At 66.6% G+C, this 18,265-nt stretch carries 20 protein-coding genes; 2 read left to right on the top strand and 18 right to left on the bottom strand.

The features are described 5' to 3' along the window. Positions 1-12 precede the first annotated feature (12 nt). Together ACSR87_RS17335 and ACSR87_RS17340 are read right to left on the bottom strand one after the other, a co-directional pair. Positions 13-663, bottom strand: a complete 651-nt coding sequence (locus ACSR87_RS17335) for a DUF7344 domain-containing protein (RefSeq protein ID WP_498531459.1) — start codon at positions 661-663, stop codon at positions 13-15. A 473-nt stretch (positions 664-1,136) separates the two neighbouring features. After that, complete coding sequence (locus tag ACSR87_RS17340) at positions 1,137-1,670, bottom strand: DUF7344 domain-containing protein (protein ID WP_498531460.1); 534 nt, start codon at positions 1,668-1,670, stop codon at positions 1,137-1,139. Between the two features lie 347 nt (positions 1,671-2,017). Here ACSR87_RS17340 and ACSR87_RS17345 point away from each other — a divergent pair, with 347 nt between their 5' ends. Both ACSR87_RS17345 and ACSR87_RS17350 read left to right on the top strand, forming a co-directional pair. After that, complete coding sequence (locus ACSR87_RS17345) at positions 2,018-2,296, top strand: PadR family transcriptional regulator (RefSeq protein WP_498531461.1); 279 nt, start codon at positions 2,018-2,020, stop codon at positions 2,294-2,296. Between the two features lie 639 nt (positions 2,297-2,935). Next, the gene (locus ACSR87_RS17350) at positions 2,936-3,355 is read left to right on the top strand and encodes a hypothetical protein (RefSeq protein ID WP_498531462.1); all 420 of its coding nucleotides are present in this window, start codon (positions 2,936-2,938) and stop codon (positions 3,353-3,355) included. A 53-nt stretch (positions 3,356-3,408) separates the two neighbouring features. Here the strand turns inward: ACSR87_RS17350 and ACSR87_RS17355 are convergent, their stop codons facing one another. The 16 genes from ACSR87_RS17355 to hisI form a co-directional block, all read right to left on the bottom strand. Beyond that, entirely contained in the window at positions 3,409-4,020 is a 612-nt protein-coding gene (locus ACSR87_RS17355) for a nitrous oxide reductase accessory protein NosL (protein WP_498531463.1), read from the bottom strand. Between the two features lie 117 nt (positions 4,021-4,137). Next, on the bottom strand, positions 4,138-5,463 hold the full coding sequence (gene glmM, locus ACSR87_RS17360) for a phosphoglucosamine mutase (RefSeq protein ID WP_498531464.1): 1,326 nt from the start codon (positions 5,461-5,463) through the stop codon (positions 4,138-4,140). A gap of 181 nt (positions 5,464-5,644) precedes the next feature. Continuing rightward, entirely contained in the window at positions 5,645-5,959 is a 315-nt protein-coding gene (gene ddfA / locus ACSR87_RS17365; RefSeq protein WP_008610372.1) for a DdfA family disk-determining factor, read from the bottom strand. Between the two features lie 176 nt (positions 5,960-6,135). Then, positions 6,136-6,777, bottom strand: a complete 642-nt coding sequence (locus ACSR87_RS17370) for an NADPH-dependent F420 reductase (RefSeq protein ID WP_049897163.1) — start codon at positions 6,775-6,777, stop codon at positions 6,136-6,138. A gap of 148 nt (positions 6,778-6,925) precedes the next feature. Further along, positions 6,926-8,239 (bottom strand): MFS transporter, encoded by a 1,314-nt coding sequence (locus tag ACSR87_RS17375; protein ID WP_498531465.1) that lies wholly within the window; start codon positions 8,237-8,239, stop codon positions 6,926-6,928. A gap of 87 nt (positions 8,240-8,326) precedes the next feature. Then, entirely contained in the window at positions 8,327-8,764 is a 438-nt protein-coding gene (locus ACSR87_RS17380) for a chemotaxis protein CheW (protein ID WP_498531466.1), read from the bottom strand. Then, positions 8,765-9,808 (bottom strand): methyl-accepting chemotaxis protein, encoded by a 1,044-nt coding sequence (locus tag ACSR87_RS17385; protein WP_498531467.1) that lies wholly within the window; start codon positions 9,806-9,808, stop codon positions 8,765-8,767. It abuts the gene before it with no gap. A gap of 300 nt (positions 9,809-10,108) precedes the next feature. Further along, a complete protein-coding gene (locus ACSR87_RS17390) occupies positions 10,109-11,125 on the bottom strand; it encodes a metal ABC transporter permease (RefSeq protein WP_498531468.1) in 1,017 nt (338 codons plus the stop codon). Next, positions 11,122-11,892: a metal ABC transporter ATP-binding protein gene (locus ACSR87_RS17395; RefSeq protein ID WP_498531469.1), complete on the bottom strand. Its 771-nt coding sequence runs from the start codon at positions 11,890-11,892 to the stop codon at positions 11,122-11,124. The genes ACSR87_RS17390 and ACSR87_RS17395 overlap by 4 nt, the downstream gene beginning before the upstream one ends. Further along, positions 11,889-12,995: a metal ABC transporter substrate-binding protein gene (locus ACSR87_RS17400; RefSeq protein WP_498531470.1), complete on the bottom strand. Its 1,107-nt coding sequence runs from the start codon at positions 12,993-12,995 to the stop codon at positions 11,889-11,891. The genes ACSR87_RS17395 and ACSR87_RS17400 overlap by 4 nt, the downstream gene beginning before the upstream one ends. Positions 12,996-13,167: 172 nt before the next feature. Then, the gene (locus ACSR87_RS17405) at positions 13,168-13,842 is read right to left on the bottom strand and encodes a hypothetical protein (protein ID WP_498531471.1); all 675 of its coding nucleotides are present in this window, start codon (positions 13,840-13,842) and stop codon (positions 13,168-13,170) included. A gap of 253 nt (positions 13,843-14,095) precedes the next feature. Continuing rightward, positions 14,096-14,302: a cold-shock protein gene (locus ACSR87_RS17410; RefSeq protein WP_004040969.1), complete on the bottom strand. Its 207-nt coding sequence runs from the start codon at positions 14,300-14,302 to the stop codon at positions 14,096-14,098. Between the two features lie 148 nt (positions 14,303-14,450). Further along, positions 14,451-15,044 (bottom strand): TetR/AcrR family transcriptional regulator, encoded by a 594-nt coding sequence (locus ACSR87_RS17415; RefSeq protein WP_498531472.1) that lies wholly within the window; start codon positions 15,042-15,044, stop codon positions 14,451-14,453. Between the two features lie 82 nt (positions 15,045-15,126). Further along, positions 15,127-16,044, bottom strand: a complete 918-nt coding sequence (locus ACSR87_RS17420) for a DMT family transporter (protein ID WP_498531685.1) — start codon at positions 16,042-16,044, stop codon at positions 15,127-15,129. A 177-nt stretch (positions 16,045-16,221) separates the two neighbouring features. Then, a complete protein-coding gene (locus ACSR87_RS17425) occupies positions 16,222-17,649 on the bottom strand; it encodes an FAD-dependent oxidoreductase (protein ID WP_498531473.1) in 1,428 nt (475 codons plus the stop codon). Positions 17,650-17,882: 233 nt separating this feature from the next. Next, entirely contained in the window at positions 17,883-18,260 is a 378-nt protein-coding gene (gene hisI / locus ACSR87_RS17430; RefSeq protein WP_498531474.1) for a phosphoribosyl-AMP cyclohydrolase, read from the bottom strand. Positions 18,261-18,265 lie beyond the last annotated feature (5 nt).

Below are 18,265 nucleotides of genomic sequence, written 5' to 3' on the forward strand. Positions count from 1 at the left end.
GGACTGACCCACTCAGAGGTCGAGGCGGTCCTTGTACGACTCCATCGCGGTGACGGCCATGAGCGTCGCGGTGCTCAACACGGCCCAGCCGGCGGCCGGGACCTGTTCGAGTCCGGGGACGCCGAGCAGTCCGCCGGAGACGGTCGCGGCCACGCCGGCGGCGATAGCGAGGTTCCGCTTCGGCGACGCGGCGAGCGACGCCGACTGCTCGTCGTCGGCGTCGGTGCTGACGATGTCGCCGTCGAGGTACTGGTCGAGCTGTTTCGCGGTGTCGAGAAGCGTGATGTCACCGCGGTTCTTCTCGAAGTCGACGATGCCCGCCGAGTCCATCTTCGGCAGGTGGCACTGGTACAGACCGATGTACACGCGCTTTCGTTGACTCGACGACAGCGCCTTAATCTCGATGCCGTTTTCCTTCGCGGCGATGAACTCGGCCATGTCGCCGAGCTTCGCTTCGCCGTCGTTCTCCTTGAGATATCGGAGCGCGTCGCGTCGGCGCTGGTTCTTCAGAATCTCGAAGACGATGTCCTTCGAGAGCGCTTCAACTTCGGGTTGTTGCTGCTGTTCTGCAATCGCGTGAGACCCACCAGTTGTCTCCGCGAGCTGTTCGTTCGTCGTCTGGTCAGCAACGTCGGTGTCGGCTTGCAGTGAATCGGTAACCATTGTTCCTTCCTCCCCCACTGTGTAGTCGGGTGCTACCGCGTGACATGGTCGTCGAGAGGGGAGACCACGAGACGCGTTGCACAGACCACAACCTTTGGATGCGCCCCACCAAGCGCGCCCCAGATACAGAGGGTCAGTGAACTAATAGGTTAAACGAGGATATATACTTGTCTGACAATCCCACACTCTGATTTCTCCGACTGTTAGGGTCTCAAAATCTGCGAGTAAAGTGGCTGTAACAATCTATACCAACTCAGACTTTCAATAGATCCGATAGTACGGAAATCCTACCAGGAGACGACGACGTGTGTCGGTTTCTCGTGCACACACATGGTCACCGAGCGGGGAGTTAATTCTGGGCTGTCAGTTAGGGACGTGAACACGACGATTGGACAGTAGCATCGACTGAGAATACGCGAACCGTCCAGGACGGGGCTTTCGGGCGTCGTGAGAAGACGGTGTTTATTGCGCGGTTATTCCACGAGCGCCTCGAAGGCGTCGGCCGAAGTTCCCCCGTTCCGTTCCGAGAGATACTGCGCGAGCACCAACGCGAGAAGCGCCGCGGAGACGAACACCGCGACGGCGCTCCACGAGACGAGCGCGAATCCGGGGAGCCCCGCCCACAGACCGAGAATGAGCGCCCAGCTGAGCGCGCCGAGCAGCGCGTAGTACCGACTCCACGACTCGCTCGCGCCGGACTGCATCCAGAAGAACCCCCGCTTGGCGACGTTCGGGACGAGTTCGACCGACCGCTCTTCGTCGTCGTAATCGACCAGCCCGGCGCTTTCGAGCTTCGGGAGATGCGTCTGGTACAGCGAGATGTACACGCGCTGTCGCTCTTCGTCGGTCACGTCTTCGACCGCCGTTCCGTTCTCCCGAGCAGCGACCATCGCTGCGAGTTCCTTCAGCGAGATCGCCTCGCCCGCCCGATGGAGGAAGTAGAGAATCTGCCTCCGCCGGGAGTTGCTGAGGATGCGGAATAGCTCGTCTTTTGATAGCGTTTTCATCGTCGTGTGCGGGGGTGGTCCCGCACGCGGTGCGAAAGGGGGACCTGACCCGGTTGGGTCGTACTACACCGCACCCGACCTTTGTTATCGTGACGTTTCCGGGAGGCAACGAGTCACTCACTCTCGGATATTAAGCTCATCTTCACGCGATAGTTACCGGGATGCAGACCGTCAGCGGGAGGGAGTTATCTCGGTCTCGGAGATGATTACACATCTCGTGGATTTCGAGAAAAGCCCTCACGCCGAAACGGGAGCAAACTCGCGACAACGGCGGTAAGGAAGCCAATTGTCCAGTATAGAGGTGGCTAACAATACCCGATGGCGGCGATACTTAGATTCGAGACTACATGTTCGAACTGACTGGCTTCCAGCGCGACCTGCTGTACGTGATCGCCGGCGCAGAGCGCCCGTCCGGGCAGGAGATTAAAGAGATGATCAGCAAGGACGTCGGGGAGGTGAATCACGGTCGGCTCTACCCGAACCTCGACGCCCTCGTCGAACAGGGGTACGTCAACAAGGGACAACACGACCGTCGGACGAACTTCTACGAGATGTCCGAGAAAGGGCGCGAGTCCATCGTCGAACGCCGAGACTGGGAAAACCGACGCGTCGGGTTCCTCGGATAGCGCACGCCCGCAGAACAGAAGAACCGTCCGTTCGAACGCTCGCGGGCGCGAGTGGGACGCTCGCCCCCGAAGAAACCGAAGACGAGAACGGCTCGTCGCTGGTGGCCGCATCGGTCCCCGCGGTCTCGTTTGGCCCCCTCCTCCTTTCGCCGCCGGTTCGACCCGAGCGACCGCACCGAGCGCTGATTCCGTCCGACCCCGTCGAGAGCTGACCGCACCGAACCCACACCGAGCGCGACCGCATCCGACGACGCTCGACGCCGAGCCGCCCCGGCCGACCCGGTCGGAGTGTAAGCGGAGATCGAGGCGTGAAGCGGCGTGATACCCGCGGGCAGCGGACTGCGGCGCACCACGCCGAGCATTCGTATCAGAAGTTAGTACACTCAGGGAACGCCAAAAATATCAGAACTCGGATATTCGAACCGGCGTCCTAAATACGGGATTAATGCGGCCATAAGAAACGGATTAATTCGAGAATAAGAGAGCGCAGTCAAGCGTTTTCGTCCCTCGAACGAATCGACAGGATTTGTCGTCAAATCGAACAGTAACACCGCCAATAATATCATCGATAGACATTCATGTATTCCTACTAATGTAATTATCGCAACATTTATGGGTGTAATCCGCAACCCCTGAGACATGGTAAGAGAACGGTCCACCGGGCAGGACCCAGAGACGACGACTGACGACGACGTCGGTAGACGCAAATACCTCGCGCTGTGCGGGTCGGTATCGGCCGCCGGCGCGCTCGCGGGGTTCTCTGGGCTCGGCTCGGCGACGGAACAGACAGGCGAGTCGGCCGACGGCGACGGGCACACGCTCGTCGTCGCCGGCACTGGCTCCATCTCGTCGTTCGAAGTGACGGTCAGCGGGTCCATCTCACCGCTCCAGTCGAACGGCGCGCTCAGCACGACCGGAACGGTCGGGCCCGCCGCCGAGGGAACCGTCAGCGACGACTCGCGGCGCTACCAGTTCGCGGGCGACATCACCGACTTCCGGTCGACCGACGCGGTGTCGGTCTACGTCGACGGCGTCCGCGTCCCCGACAACTCCTTCTGAGCGCCGCCGAGCGGCTCGTTGTTTTCACCCGACGACAGCGGCGGTGCGAGGCGCTACGACCGCATGTAGCCGCGAAGCCACTCGGGCGCCACGTCGTCGAACACCACGGTCTTCCCGCCGTGTTCGGCGGCGAATCCGTCGGCGTCGGACTCCGACGAGAAGGGAATCAGGTCTTTACCCATTCCTCCGAGCACCTCGCTTTCGACGACGTAGGTCATCTCGGTGGCGTCACCGAACGTGTCCGCGCCGGTGTGCGTCGAGATGAACGTGTCACCGCCCTCGGTCGAGAGTTCGTAGTCGACGGTCGAGTAGTCCGTGACGTACACCGCCGTCGCCTCCCAACCCCGCTCCCGGTGTTCGAAGTAGTACGGGAACAGCCCCATGCTGAGGGTGTGGAACCACGCCGGGGTATCGTGGCTCTCGGGCGCGTTGTCGCGGTAGAAAATCTGTCCGTTCGGGCCGGCGTGGAGGCCGATGACCATCCCGCCTTGGTCGTCTTCCTTCCCGCCCGAGAGGTCGACCGGTTCGGGCGTCGGCCCCGCGTTCGAACCGCCGCCGAGACAGCCCGCGAGGGCCGCGAGCGCGCCGAGTGAAACGGCTTTCGTCGCGGCGCGGCGCGTGAGCGAACCCGTCGAACAGTCGCGCGGCGGAGAGTCGTGGTGCATCGTCGCTCTACGCGGAGGTCGGGCGTCACGGTACATAAACCGTGAGAACGGTCGCTCGCGTGCGCGAACTGAACTACCCTCGGGCGAGGAGGCGGACGGGTCACAAAATCGAGCGCTTCAGGCGACGATGCGCGCGCCCTCGACGAGCGAGCGAACGTCCTCGAACAGGCGGTCGGCGTCGTCCTCGTCGCGGGCCTCCGCCGTGATGCGGACCAGCGGTTCGGTCCCGCTGGCGCGAACGAGGAACCAGCCGTCGTCGGTGTCGACGCGGATGCCGTCGATGGTGTCGACCTCGTCGTAGGTCGCGTGGATGTCGCGGGCGATGCGGTCCATCGCCTGGTGTTTGTCGTCGAACGAGAGGCTCGCGCGGCGGGTGGCGTACCCCGCGCCGCCGAGGTCGGCGACCTGTTCGGACAGCGGCGCGCCGCGGGCAACGAGGTCGGTGAGTTTGAGCGCCGCGTAGTGACCGTCGGGCGCGAGCGTCTCGTCGGGCCAAATCCACGCGCCGGAGGGTTCGCCGCCGAAGACGTAGCCGGGTTCGGCGACCGCCTCGGCGACGTGGACGTCACCGACCGGGGTGTAGGTGACGCGGCCGCCGGCGGATTCGACCACGTCCTGCACGAGGAGGCTCGTATCGACGGGGACGGCGACGGCGTCACCCGGGGAAACGGCGTCGCGCGCGAACAGCGCGAGCAGTGCGTCGCCGGGGACGTACGCGCCGGTCTCGTCGACCGCGACGAGGCGGTCGGCGTCGCCGTCGTGGGCGAGGCCAACATCCGCGCCGAGCGCGGGGACGGTTCGGCGGAGCGCCGTGAGCGTCTCGGCGTTCGGCTCGCTCTTTCGGGCGGGGAACCGACCGTCCTGCTGGCCGTCGATGGTGTTGACCGTCGCGCCGAGTTCGTAGAGCGCGTCGACGGAGACGCGACCCGTACCGTTACCGAGGTCGAACGCGACGGACACGTCGTCGAGGTCGTCGAACGACGAGACGAGGTGGCTCACGTGGCGGGCCGCCGCGTCGGGCCACGCGCGCTCTGCTCCGAGTTCGTCCCACGGGGCGAGCGACACTTCGTCGCGGTTGAGCCGGTGGACGATGTCGCGCGTCTGGGCCTTGTCGAAGGCGCGGCCGCTGGGCGTCCAGAGCTTCAGGCCGTTATCGGCGGCGGGGTTGTGAGACGCGGTGATTCCGATGCCGGCGTCCGCGCCGGCCCAGCCGACCGCGCGGGCGACCGTCGGAGTCGAGACGACGCCGAGTCGGACCACGTTCGCGCCGCACTCGCGGACCCCGGCGCTCACGGCGTCAGCGAGGACATCGCCGCTGAGCCGAGCGTCCTGGCCGACGACGACGGTGCAGGCGTCGCAGCCGACCGCGCGGCCGATTCGAAGGGCGAGTTCGGCGGTCACGGTTCGGCCAACCGGACCTCTGATTCCACTCGTTCCGAACATACCGTGGGAGACGGTGACAGGACGTTTTGGTATGTTTCGCCTACTGTCACGACCAGTCGGTCAGGCGGCACCTACCGCGAGCGCGGACGAGTCGCGGGGTCGGCGTACCGAATCGGGGGCGCGTCGCCACTCGTCGGGGCGAGTGAGCGGTGAGTGGTCGGCGGTTAGGCGGCGAGTCGCCTCACTGGAGGGGCTGGGAGTCGCCGATGGGGACCACTTCGATAGAACCGAGCGCGTCGAGCGTCACGCGGTAGCCCGCGTAAGAAAAAGAGAGAATCGCGTCTTCGGAACAGCCGAACACCGTTTCGAGGGCGTCGGGGTCGATAGTCTGTGCGAGCGGCGGAAGCTGCGTGGGGCGGACGCCCTCGATTGCCGCAATACTCAATACAACGTTCGTGCTGAGGAGTTCGGAAGAATCGCGGTCGACCCGGTATGAGCCGGTCGACTCGTCGTACGTCACGCGCGAGTCCTTCCAGTCGTTCGTCTGTGCCATCATGGGTGCCTTAACAGGCGTCTGTGTGCGACGGTGACCCTTAAATCCATGCTATTTGTGAACAGTTGTAATTCGTGACTGTCACGGAATCGAACGGATACAGGAGTGGTACTCGACGCGGGGAATCTGGTGCCGAACATACACAATCAAAAACCATGATAGTTTTGCGGTGACGACGGTCATCCCTGCCGGGCACGAAGCGTTTGGACGGTGTCTTGCGCCTCTTCGACCGTGATTTCGCGCTTGTAGAGCGCCGAGCCGGGCTCCAACAGTTCGCCGCCGGAGACGAGACCGCCGACGTCGACGGGGCCGAATCCGATGTCACGGATGAGACCGGCGACGCGCGTTTTGGCGTCCGAGTCGTCACCGGCGAGGAAGACCGCGAGGCGCTCGGATTCGGGGAGGTCCGGGTGGCCGAGGTCCCGGAGCGTCTCCCAGTGGATGGTGTTGAACGACTTGACCAGCTTCGCGTCCGGGAGTTGAGACGCGACGAGCTCCGAGGAGGTGTCGTCGCCGAGGTCGATGACGTGGAAGTTCTCCGTGTAGGGGTTCATCGCGTCGACCACGATTTTCTCCGCGAACCGGGCCGCGTCGGGCAGCGAGTCGCGCTCGCGGAACGGAATCGCGAGAAAGACCACGTCACCGAACCGAACGGCTTGCTTCGGTTCCACCGGGCGCAGTTGCGGGCCGAGCGTCTCCGAGAGGTCTTCGAGCGACTCGACTCCGCTGTCGTTGGCTATCGCCACCTCGTGGTTCGACTCCACCAAAAGCTGGGCCAACGTCCCACCGAGTCGACCAGCACCGAGGATTCCTATATCCATGAACAAAGATGTATGTTAACGAAGTTCAATCTTTGTGTGGTCGGAGGCGGAGCGACCGGCCACCAGCCGAACTGGTTACACTGCCGTTAAAATGCCGTATCGGCGGCTCAGACCGTCTCTATCGCGGGGCGCACCCGGTATCTGAGCGTCAGGCCCCGCCGGCGTACGCCGCGAACTCCTTGCCGCGAAGGGCGAAGTAGACCACGCCGACCACCCCGACGAGCGACGCGACCGAGAACGCGAGCGTCGGGTCGCGCGCGTAGAGCCAGCCGCCGAGGGCCGCGCTCGGGATGACGATGGTGTTCCGCACGAAGTAGTACGCGCCCGTCACCCGCCCGCCGGCGTTTCGCTCCGCCGGGCCGACGATGAGCGCCTTGTGCGCGGGGAGGCCGGCGAACCGGAGCCCGGAGAACGCAAAGAGAGCGACGACGACCCACTGGTCCGCCGGCGCGAAGATGAGGAGGACCGGGAAGACGGCGTACACCGCGAACCCGAGGCCGACGACCGGCTTGAGTCCGGTTCGCTCGGCGAGCTTCGAGACGGGGAGCTTCGTCAGGAGCGCGACGACCATCTCCACGCCGAGGAGGACGCCGAAGAAGGCGTCCGGGCGGAGCGAGACGCCGAAGCCGGTGAAGCCGACTTCGAGGAACTCCGTGACGACGATGACGAAAAAGACGTACACCATCCCGTTTGCGAACCGGACGAGCGTGTCCGCGACGAGGAGCGGCCGAAGCGTCTCGGGGAGCGACCGGAGGTCGTCGCGGAGTTGTGCGAGCCCCTCGAACGACTTGCCCAGCGAGTCCTCGCCCGCGTTGTAGAGGAGGTGCTGGGCGACGGTGGCGACGATGCCGAACGCCGCGGCGACGATGAGAACGTACCGAAAGCCCTCGACGAACGTCGCCGTCGCCGCCAGCAGCGCGGCCGCGATGAGCGGTCCGAGGAGGAAGCCGATGCGGCGGAACACCTCGGTGCTGGCGAACCCCATCGCCAGCCGCTCCGGCGGGACGCTCTGTTTGACGATGGCGAACGTCGCGCCGAGGCCGAACGACTTCCACGCCTGCGTGAGAAACAGGCCGACGAAAATCCAGAGCCACGGTTCGAGCGAGACGCCCGCGAGCGTCACCTCGGGGACCTGCGGGGCGACGAACCAGAAGAGAAAGCCGGCCGACGAGAGTGTGCCGAACAGCGTGAGCGAGAGGCGGGACCCGAGTCGGTCGGAGAGCGCGCCGCCCGGATACGGGTACAGCGCGCCGATGAGGTTGCCGACGCTCCCGTAGAGGCCGACGACGGTCGCGCCGGCTCCGAGCACTCGGAGGTACTCGGGGACGTACCGCCCGGTCATCTGAAACGAGAGACTGAACGCGAACATCGCCACCGAGAGGACGAGCACGTCGCGTTCGAGCCCGATGAACTGCCGAAAGGAATCGAAGCTATCGACGGCGGCATCCCGACGCGTATTCATCGTCCGAGTGGTTCGCGGGAGCGTTCAAGAAAGTACGGTGCGGTCGGGCTGCAACCGTGCCGGCCGACCTGCTACGGTGCGGTCGGCCTACTCGTCCGCCGGCGGGTCGACCCAGACGACGAGGCCGTCGTCGGTCCTGACGACGCCGCGGGTGAGTTCGTCACCGAACGGCGCGTCGTCGACGGCCTCGGGGTCGATTTCCGTCACGCGGTCGACCTCGTCGACCAGCCAGCCGAAGGCGGTCGCGTCCTCGGCGGCGGCGTCGAAGACGACGACGCGGGAGGCGTCGGGGTTCGAACCCACGCCGAGGAGCGAGGCCGTGTCGACGAGCATCGTCGTCGCGCCCCGGTAGTCCATCGCGCCGACGACGTGCGGCGGCGAGTCCGGCAGCGAGCGCGCCGATGTGCGGTCGATGATTTCGGTGACGGCGTCGAGGATGACGCAGTACCGTTCCTCACCGAGTTCGAATTCGAGGACCTGCGTCGGCTCCGCGAGCGCGCCGTCGGGCGCGTCGGTGTGCGACATCTACGCACCCCGGGCGAAGCGCCCGTCTTCGGCCGCGTCGAGTTCGTCTTCGAGGTCGTCCACCTCGTCGTCGATGTGGTCGACGAGGAGCGCGACCTCCGAGATGTTCGCCGTCTGCTCTTCTGTGGCCGCGGCGACCTGGTCGATTTCGTTGGCGACCTCCTCCGCGCCCCGGGCGGTCTCGTCGACGAGGCTCGCCACCTCCTCGGTGCTCGCGGCCTGCTGGTCGGTCGCGCGGGCGACCTCCTCCGCGCCGGCGGCCGCCTCGCCGACCGCGGCGTCGATGTTCCGAAGCGCGGAGACGGCCGCGTCGACCTCAGAGATGCCGTCGTTGACCTCCTCGTTTGCCTCTTCGATGTTGTCGACGGTCGTCTCGGTCGTCTCTTGAATGTCACCGACGACCGCCTCGATTTCGGAGACGCTGTCGCGGGACTGCTCGGCGAGGCTCTTGACCTCGTCGGCGACGACGGCGAAGCCGGCTCCCGCCTCGCCGGCGCGAGCGGCCTCGATGGAGGCGTTGAGCGCGAGCAGGTTCGTCTGGTCGGCGATGTCGTTGATGACCTCGACGACGCTGTCTATCTGGTCGACTTTCGCGCGGAGGGCGGTGATTTCGTCGTACACGTCGGTGGTCACGTCGTCGACGGTCTCCATCGCGTCCGCGGCGTTGTCGGCGGAGCTTCGGCCCTCGGCGGCGAGGTCGCGCGCCTGGTCGCTCATCGCCTTCGTCTGGTCGGCGCTGGAGGCGATTTGCTCGACGCTGGCGCTCAGGTTCGACACCTCGCCGGCGACCTCCCGCATGTTAGTGGACTGGTCGCCCGCGAGGTCGCTTATCTCCTGTGCGCTGACGGCCACGCTCTCGGAGGCGCGGGAGAGTTCGGCGACGGCCGTGCCGATTTCGTCGGTCGCGTCGTCGACGTCGTCCACGTCGTCGAGGACCTCGTCTGTCGCCGCGCCGGCGGCACCGGGGCCGGAATACGCGTCGTGCTGTCGGGAGGCGGGCCCGTCTCCGGCGGCCGGTTCCCGGTCGTTTCGCTCGAGTTCCATACGAACGAGTGTGAGAGTAAAGTGATAAGTATTCGCGAGCGGTATCAAACGAGATAACCCCGTATTGCCGCTAATTGCCTTGAGGCGGCCTGAGAACACAGATACGGGAGGGATATTGCAATATGGATACCAGACTACCGGCGCTGATAGAACCGGAAATCGTCGGGTCGTGGTAAAATCAGTTGTTCTGGCAAGGTCGGCGTCGCGGCGGGGGTTCTCCGGAGTCGCAGCCGGGCTCTCCGGAGTCGCTCTGGAGTCGGCGCGGCCGGGGTTCGGTGGGAGGGCCGAAACGAGGCGCGTTCAGGCCAGACGGCGGCCGGCGGCGACGGCGACGAAGCCCGCGAGCGCGACGAGGACGATGGAGCCGCCGGCGGCGAGCCCGTAGAGGTACGCGACGGTGACGCCGGCGAGACCGGCGAGTTCGCCCGCGAGAACGCCGTACAGGAGCGACTGCTTGAAGCTCCGCCCGAGCCGGGAGGCGGTGACGACGGGGATGACGAGCAGCGCCGCGACGAGGATGACGCCCATGATTCGCATCGCGCTGACGACGACGAACGCGGTGAGAATCGACAGGAGCGTGTTGACGGCGCGGACGTGGAGCCGCGAGGCGCGGGCGGCCGTCTCGTCGAACGTGACGTAGACGAGCGGCCGGTAGGCGACCGCGACAGAGCCGACGACGACGAGCCCCATCGCGACGAGGAGGCCCACGTCGGCCCGCGAGACGGTCGCCAGCGAGCCGAACAGATACTGGTTGATGCCGACCGAGATGCCGCCGCCGGTCAGCGAGATGAGCACGCTCCCGAGGGCGAAGCCGCCGGTCAGAACCATCGCCAGCGCGGCGTCGCTCCGGGCATCGGTGTACTCGATGAGCGCCTGTACGACGAGCGCCGCGACGACCGCGACGACGAGCGCGCCCAAGAGCGGCGGGACCGCGAGGCCGAGCGTCGCGTCGAGAAAGAGCGCGAGCGCAACCCCGGCGAAGGCGGTGTGGGCGAGCGTGTCCCCGACCATCGAGAGGTCGCGGTAGACGAGGAACGACCCGACGAGCGGGCCGACGACGCCGATACAGAGCACCGAGAGGTACGCCCGCTGCATGTAGGGATAGCCGAGGAAGTCGAGGCCGGTGACGCCGGCGAGCCACGAGAACGCGCCGCCAACGACCGCCGTCAGGAACCAATCGAACAGTCCCGTGAACGCGTCGGCCACGAGGAGCGGCGGGAGGGAGTCGGACGCGAGAAAGTCGGACGCGAGGAAATCGACTGCGAAAGGGCCGACCGCGAGGAGGTCGGTCGCCGCGAGCGCGACGAGACCGGTCACGGGTCGCGCTCCGGTTCGGTGTGGGCGTGACCGTGGTCGTGGTCGAGCACGCGCTGGTTCGCGCCGTAGGCCGCGGCGAGGGCGTCGCTGTCGGCGAAGTCGTCGGGGTCGCCGTGGAAGTACAGCCGCTTGTTGAGACAGGCGATTCGGGACGCGCGGGCCGTGACGACGCCGATGTCGTGTTCGACGAGGACGACCGTCATCCCACGTTCGTTCAGGTCGCCGAGGAGGTCGTAGAACGCCGCGCGGGACTCGGCGTCGAGGGCGACCGTCGGCTCGTCGAGGGCGAGCAGGTCGGCTTCGGCCGCGAGCGCGCGGGCGACGAACACGCGCTGTCGCTGGCCGCCGGAGAGCGCCCCGACCCGGCGGTCAGCGAGATCCGCGATATCGACGCGGTCGAGCGCCGCGGCGACCGCCTCGCGGTCGGCGGCCGAGAAGCGGCCGAACAGGTTCCGCGGGTAGCGCCCCATCCGAACGACTTCGCGGACGGTGACGGGCATGTCGCGGGCCGCGTCCGTCGCGTCCTGTGCGACGTAGGCGACGCGCTCGCCGTCGGAGAACTCGTGGGCGGGGCGGTCGAACAGTCGCACCTCGCCGCGGGTCGGGCGCTGGAGGCCGAGCATCAGCGTCAGGAGCGTGCTCTTTCCCGACCCGTTCGGGCCGACGAGCCCGAGGAACTCGCCTTCGGGCACGTCGAGCGAAACCCCGTCCACGACCGGGACGTCGCCGTACGAAAAAGTCACGTCGCTGAGCGAGACGGCCGTCATTGCGCGCCGAGCGCCGTCCGGAGCGACGGGAGGTTCACCTCGCGCATGATGTCCACGTACCCCCAGTCGTTTTCCTCCCACTCAGTCATTACGCCGGGAAGCGGCGTGAGCGGGAGCACGTCCTCGGCGTCCGTCTCGGAGACGAGTTGCTGCGCGGCGCGGTCGGACTCCAGCGGGTCGGCGAGGACGTGTCGGATGTCGTGTTCCTCGACGGTCGCCTGCGCCCGCTCGATGTCCCGCGGCGACGGCTCCTCGTCCGGCGAGATGCCGGTGAGCGCGACGATTTCGAGGTCGTAGCGATCGGCGAGGTAGCCGTAGGCGTCGTGGCCGGCGACGAGAAGCACGTCGCGGTCGCGGTCCGCGAGGCCGTCTTCGAACGCGGCGTCGAGTTCCGAGAGCGTCTCGCGGTAGGACTCGGCGTTCGCGGCGTAGGCGTCGGCGTTCGCGGCATCGACCGACTGGAAGGCGTCGCGAAGCGTCTCCGTCGCGGTGGCGACCCGCGTGGGGTCAAGCCAGAAGTGCGGGTCGAGTGCGCCGTGGTCGTGGGTCTCCGACTCCTCGGCGTGCTCGTCGTCGTGGTGTTCGGTCGCCTCGTGGTGCGTCTCGTTCGTATGCGTCTCCTCGTGCGTCTCGGTCGCGTGCGCCTCTTCGTCGTGGTGTTCCGTCTCGTCGTCGTGGACGTGGCCGTCCGCTCCGATTTCGTGGAGTTCCACGTCGGCGGAAGCGTCGACTTCGGAGACACCCGAGTCGTCGGCTTCGAGCGAGGTGCGGATGTCGTCGGCCCACGACTGGAAACCGGGCATTCCGTGGACGAACAGGTCGGATTCGAGCACCCGACCCTGCACGTCCGGGCCGGGTTCCCAGCCGTGGCCGTGCTGGCCGATGGGGACGAGCGTCTCGACGGACGCGGCATCGCCAGCGACGTGGCGCGCCACGTCGCCGAAGACGAAAAAGGAAGCCGTCGCCGTCGTCTCCGAGGCGGCGGGTGAGTCGGTCGAACCGGCCGAATCGGACGAGTTATCACCGCCGAGACAACCCGCGAGGCCGACGGCGGCGCTTCCGGCGACTGTCGCGAGGAACCCACGTCGGGTCTTCGTTCTCATGTTATTAGAAAATCTGTTAAAGATAATAAGTGCTGTTATTCTGTATCCATATATTGTTATTTTGTGCTGGTGACGGATTCGCCGGTGAGCGCCGCTGTTCGTGGTGGTGAGCGGAACGTCGATAAGAGAGAATGCGCAGACTGCGAGGCGACCGACCACCCTCGGACCGGCGTCAATCCGCGGACGAGGCGGCCGCACCGGACGGCCCGCGTTTGTACTTCCGGATGGCCACGAAGATGAGCGGCGTACCGACGACGGTGGGCCAGAGCCACGCGGCGACGGTCGGGAGGAAGTCGAAGTTGACCGACGAGAAGGCGGTGACGGTGGCGATGTAGCCGCCTCCCATGCGACCGATGTGCTCGAAGAACCACTCGCGCGACGCGGCGCGCTCGCGGCGGAAGGTGGCGAGGTCGCGGACGCCGAAGCCGGTACCCGCCGCGCCGAACACGAGCATCACGGTGGCGAAACCGTCACCGGCGAGGAACCGGAGCGCGCCCATGGCGAGGAGGCCGACGCCGGCGGCGGTGAGCAGGCCGACCGCGACCCAGTCGAGCGGTTCCGGCCCGTCGGTCGGGCGCTTCCGCGAGAGGACGCGGTCGCCCGAGAAGACGAAGTAGTAGCTGAACACCGCGACGAGCGCGAGGAACGTCCGCCCGCGGGTCGGCGCGAGGGCGAACAACACGAGCGACGTGACCGCGACGACGGTCATCCCCGCGACGTAAATTCTCCCCGCACGCCGGTGGCGACGACCACCTTTCGTCGTGACTATCGCGCCGAATCCGGCGAACAGCGCCGCGAACCCCGCGAGGATGTGGACGCCGAGCGTCGCGTCCTCGACGAACGTCATCGGGGAACTCCGAGAGCTGTGGCCGGGCGCGGATGCCGGGTTCGATGTGGCGGGACGCGGACGCTGAACGGGTTCGGCATGGAACCGAGTCGTTCGAGAAGCGATATAAATCTACTGAGTAAGTACTTACTTAGAGACGAGTAGGAGTGCGACGGGGGATGAAATCGTCGCGTCGAGCGCGTCTGCTCGGGGCGTAGTCGTCTGAAAAGTCGAGGTGTCGTCTGCCGCTACAAACAGCAGTCGCGTCTCGGTGTTACTGCCGAACGACGTTCGCCGCGCGGGGGCCCTTGGGCGAGGACTCGATGTCGAACTCGACTTCGGTACCTTCGGTGAGGTCGTCGCCGCCGACGTCTTCCATGTGGAAGAACACGTCTTCGTCGTCGTCGAGGTCGCCGTCGTCAGTAGAGATGAAACCGTAGCCGCCAGTGTCGTTGAAGAAATCAACTTTGCCGTGTGCCATTACAAACAAATCAATGGGTGGACGACGGATAACCCTTCCGAGGGTCAAGGTACCACGACTCTTCGAAAGACATTCGTCCACCCGATTACGGCCGTTTCGGTAGATGAGTGCCAGACCGAGCGGGGACGACGGAAACAGACGGGCGCGCTCACGCGACGACCAACGAGTCGATGTACGCCGACAGCGACGCTCGGAGGTCGTCGCCGACGCCCTCCATCCCGAGCGCGAGGGCAAAGCCGGTGTAACCGTCGGTCGCCGAGAGGACGAACGCGGCCGTTCCCTCGGGGTCGACCTCGCGGAAGACGCCCTGCTCGACGCCGTCGCGGACGATGTCGGCGATGACGCCGAGGGTGTGGCGCTCCATCCTGAGCAGGGGTTCGCGGAGCGTCTCGTTGTGCGGCGCGTGCGAGAGGAGTTCCATGACGGCGATGTTGACGCCGGCGGCGGCCGCGTCGCCCTCGTCGACGAGGAGGATGTCGCAGACCGCTCGAAGCCGCGCTTCGGGGCCCTCAGCGTCGATATCGTCGAGGCTCCGCGCGAGATAGTCCTCGGAGGTTTCGAGGAACGCGACTATCATCTCGTCTTTCGAGTCGTAGTAGTAGTACAGCCCCGCCTCGCTCTTGTCGCTCTCCGCGGCCACCTTCTTCGTCGTCAGCCGAGCGTAGCCGTGCTCGGCGAGCGCCGCGCGGACCGCGTTCGCAATCTGTGCTTTCTGCTCGGGCGGCACGGAGTCGGCGGGCATGGTGAGTGAGTGTTCGCTGGCTCGACTACTTGTGCCCGTTGCTCCGGGGGTGAAACGCGGGACGCGGGACGCGACCGCGGCCTCACTCCACCGCCCCGTCGCGTGCACCCGCGACTAACTCCCCGAGCGCCCGGCGCTTGATGAGCGCGAAGCCGGCGAAGATGGAGACGAAGCCGAGCGCGGTCACGGCGTCGATGAGCTGGCCGAGGAAGGCCCAACTGAGAAGCGTCGCGGAGACGGGTTCGAGGTAGCCGATGAGGTTTATCTGCGTCGGACCGAAGCGACCGAGCAGTTCGAAGTAGATGAGGAACGCGCCCGCGCCGCTGACGACGGCAAGGTAGAGCAGGGAGCCGACGGCGACGCCGGACCACTCGATGGTCGCGAGCGACTCGCCGGTGGCGACGCCCGCGACGGACAGGAGCGCGGCCCCGAACAGCATCGCCCACGCCTGAAGGGTCCGCGCCGGGATGTCCGAGGAGAAGGGGCGCGTCAGGACGGCACCGAGGGCGAAGCACGCCGAGGCGACGAGGACGGTGGCGACGCCGACCACGTCGCTGGAGAGGAGCGCGCTCGGGTCCGGTCGGGCGACGAGGCCGACACCCAGAAAGCCGAAGCCGAAGCCGAGGACGCCGAGCGGGGAGATGCGGTCACCGAGGATGCCCGTGGCGAACAGCGCGGTCAGGACCGGCCCGAGGCTGATGACGATGGCCGCCACCGCCCCGGGGACGTGCTCCTGTCCGAGGTAGAGAAACGCGTGGTGCGCGCCGATGAGGAGGCCGCCGGAGACGCCGACGAGCGTCCAGTCGGTCCGGCTGTGCGGCCGCCAGTAGTCGGTCGAGACGGCGGCGTAGCCGAGGACGATGAGCCCCGCGAGGAAGAACCGAAGCGCCGCGAACTGGAGCGGCGGGAAGTACGCGAGGCCGACTTCGATTGCGACAAACGAACTCCCCCAGAGCAGTCCCAACAGGACGAACAGTCCGGCGGCGACCCGGCCGTTCACCGACACCACGCTCCGCTCGACGGGCGGCGGCGCGGCCGCGCCCGACTCGTCAGCCGCGTCGGTTTCGTTTCGACACACTCGCGCTCTGTTGGAGGTATATCCAGCATGTGAGCGTATCGTTACCACACAATCGATAATAGTCGTTTTGTTCGGTTCGAATTTCGAACCGCTCGCGGCTTACAGCGAGCCGCGGAGAACCTTCGCCGCGGTCAAAATCGGGTCCCAGACGGGACTGAAGGGCGGGGCGTAGCCGAGGTCGAGACGCTCCACCTCGGCGACGGTCAACTCGGAGGCGAGCGCGGTCGCCACGGTGTCGATTCTGACGGCCGCGCGGTCGGCTCCGACGATGGTGCCGCCGAGCAGTCGCCCCGTGTCGCGGTCGGCGACGAGCGTGACGGTCGTCTCGGCGGACCCGGGGTAGTAGCCCGACCGCGAGCCGGCGGTGATGGTCTCCGAGACGGGGTCGAAGCCCGCGTCGCGCGCCTCGTCGAGGTCGGTCACGCCGGCGCGGCCGCATTCGAGGTCGAACGCCTTCACGACCGAGGTGTTCGCGACGGTCCCGATGGGTTCGGGGTCGCCGGCGACGGTCTGCCCGATGGCGCGCCCGGCGCGGTTCGCGGGCAGGCCGAGCGTGTTCCACCTCGGCTCGCCGGTGACGACGTGGTCGATTTCGGCGCAGTCGCCCGCGGCGTAGACGCTTTCGGCGCTCGTCCGCCCGTAGTCGTCGACCGCGATAGCGCCCGTCTCACCGAGGTCGACCGCGTCGGCGACGAGGTCCGCGTTGGGGCGAAGGCCGATGCCGACCATCGCCGCGTCCACCGCGAGTTCGTCGCCCTCGCAGACGACGGCCTCGACCCGGTCCGCGTCGTCGCCGCGGAGTCGCTCGACCGACGCGCCGAGGTGGAGCGTGACGCCGTAGGCTTCGAGATGCTCCTCGACCCGCTCGCCCACGGCGTCACCGAACGTACCGAGGACGTGGCCGGAGCGCTGGAACAGATGCACGTCGAGGTCGTGGGCGGTGAACGCCTCCGCCATCTCGACGCCGACGAAGCCGCCGCCGACGATGGCGACCGACTCGGGCGGGTCCATCGCGCCGAAGCGGGCCGCCCGCGCCTCGTCGACGAACCCGCCGCCGCCGAGGTCGGCCACCGAGGCCTCGTCCGGGTCGGTGAGGAACGACCGAATCGCCGCCGCGTCGTCCAGTCCGTGGAGCGTGAACGCGCCGTCGAGGTCGATGCCGTCTATCGGTTCGCGGAGCGCCCGCGCGCCGGTGGCGACGAGGAGGTCGCCGTAGGGCTGTTCGAACGTCCCCTCGGGGCCCTCGACCGTGACGACTCGCTCGTCGGCATCGACGGCGACGACCTCGTGTTCGCGCCGGAGGTCGATGCCGCGGTCGGCGGCCGCCTCGGGCGACAGCGAGAGCATGTCGGTGAGCTTGTCGACCTCGCCCTTGACGAAGTAGGGCGTGCCGCAGTGGGCGTAGGAGACCCAGCGGCCCTTCTCGAAGACGACGACCTCGCGGTCGGCGTCGGCGCGGGTGAACTTGCTCGCGGCGGAGAGTCCGGCGGCGTCGCCGCCGACGACGACGAATGGTTCGGCAGACATCGTGAGAGAGTGGTACGCCCGCCGACACCTAACTTCCTTGGCCGAGCGAGACGGCGGTGTTCGGATAAGGGGGAACGGAGAAGCGTAGCATTTTCCGAACACCTGCCCGAAAACGCTAGTCTCGACGGTGTTCTCGGCCTGGGTCTTCAGAACGCCAAGGCAGAAGCGACCAGCGACTGGCTCAGGTCGTCCGTATTCGCGTGCTACGACCATCCAACGCGACTGTATTCCGCCTAGTCGTAGACCTCATCGGGGTCGTAGACCTTTTCACCAACTTCCTCGCCATCAATCGTTCGCGAAAAGCACGAACGATAGCCAGTGTGACAGGCACCGCCCTCCTGCTCGACGCGGTAGAGGAGCGCATCTCTGTCGCAATCGACCCGAATCTCCCGTACCTCTTGGATGTGCCCGCTCGTCCCGCCCTTCTTCCAAAGCTCATCTCGACTCCGAGAGTAGTAGTGGGCCAATCCCGTCTCCCGCGTCGCAGCCACCGCATCCGGCGAGGCGTACGCGAGCATCAGAACCTCGTCAGTTTCCGCGTCCTGTGCGACTGCTGGAACCAGCCCGTCGTCCCCGAAGTCGAGTTCGATGTCTACCGATTCGTCAGCCATACTGG

It is taken from the genome of Haloferax sp. SDI50 (assembly GCF_059802635.1).

Excerpts from the sequence above, each read along its gene's own strand:
- ACSR87_RS17335 (WP_498531459.1), bottom strand. The coding sequence starts at position 663 with ATGGTTACCGATTCACTGCAAGCCGACACCGACGTTGCTGACCAGACG.
- ACSR87_RS17340 (WP_498531460.1), bottom strand. The coding sequence starts at position 1,670 with ATGAAAACGCTATCAAAAGACGAGCTATTCCGCATCCTCAGCAACTCC.
- ACSR87_RS17345 (WP_498531461.1), top strand. The coding sequence starts at position 2,018 with ATGTTCGAACTGACTGGCTTCCAGCGCGACCTGCTGTACGTGATCGCC.
- ACSR87_RS17350 (WP_498531462.1), top strand. The coding sequence starts at position 2,936 with ATGGTAAGAGAACGGTCCACCGGGCAGGACCCAGAGACGACGACTGAC.
- ACSR87_RS17355 (WP_498531463.1), bottom strand. The coding sequence starts at position 4,020 with ATGCACCACGACTCTCCGCCGCGCGACTGTTCGACGGGTTCGCTCACG.
- glmM (WP_498531464.1), bottom strand. The coding sequence starts at position 5,463 with ATGTTCGGAACGAGTGGAATCAGAGGTCCGGTTGGCCGAACCGTGACC.
- ddfA (WP_008610372.1), bottom strand. The coding sequence starts at position 5,959 with ATGATGGCACAGACGAACGACTGGAAGGACTCGCGCGTGACGTACGAC.
- ACSR87_RS17370 (WP_049897163.1), bottom strand. The coding sequence starts at position 6,777 with ATGGATATAGGAATCCTCGGTGCTGGTCGACTCGGTGGGACGTTGGCC.
- ACSR87_RS17375 (WP_498531465.1), bottom strand. The coding sequence starts at position 8,239 with ATGAATACGCGTCGGGATGCCGCCGTCGATAGCTTCGATTCCTTTCGG.
- ACSR87_RS17380 (WP_498531466.1), bottom strand. The coding sequence starts at position 8,764 with ATGTCGCACACCGACGCGCCCGACGGCGCGCTCGCGGAGCCGACGCAG.
- ACSR87_RS17385 (WP_498531467.1), bottom strand. The coding sequence starts at position 9,808 with ATGGAACTCGAGCGAAACGACCGGGAACCGGCCGCCGGAGACGGGCCC.
- ACSR87_RS17395 (WP_498531469.1), bottom strand. The coding sequence starts at position 11,892 with ATGACGGCCGTCTCGCTCAGCGACGTGACTTTTTCGTACGGCGACGTC.
- ACSR87_RS17400 (WP_498531470.1), bottom strand. The coding sequence starts at position 12,995 with ATGAGAACGAAGACCCGACGTGGGTTCCTCGCGACAGTCGCCGGAAGC.
- ACSR87_RS17405 (WP_498531471.1), bottom strand. The coding sequence starts at position 13,842 with ATGACGTTCGTCGAGGACGCGACGCTCGGCGTCCACATCCTCGCGGGG.
- ACSR87_RS17410 (WP_004040969.1), bottom strand. The coding sequence starts at position 14,302 with ATGGCACACGGCAAAGTTGATTTCTTCAACGACACTGGCGGCTACGGT.
- ACSR87_RS17415 (WP_498531472.1), bottom strand. The coding sequence starts at position 15,044 with ATGCCCGCCGACTCCGTGCCGCCCGAGCAGAAAGCACAGATTGCGAAC.
- ACSR87_RS17425 (WP_498531473.1), bottom strand. The coding sequence starts at position 17,649 with ATGTCTGCCGAACCATTCGTCGTCGTCGGCGGCGACGCCGCCGGACTC.
- hisI (WP_498531474.1), bottom strand. The coding sequence starts at position 18,260 with ATGGCTGACGAATCGGTAGACATCGAACTCGACTTCGGGGACGACGGG.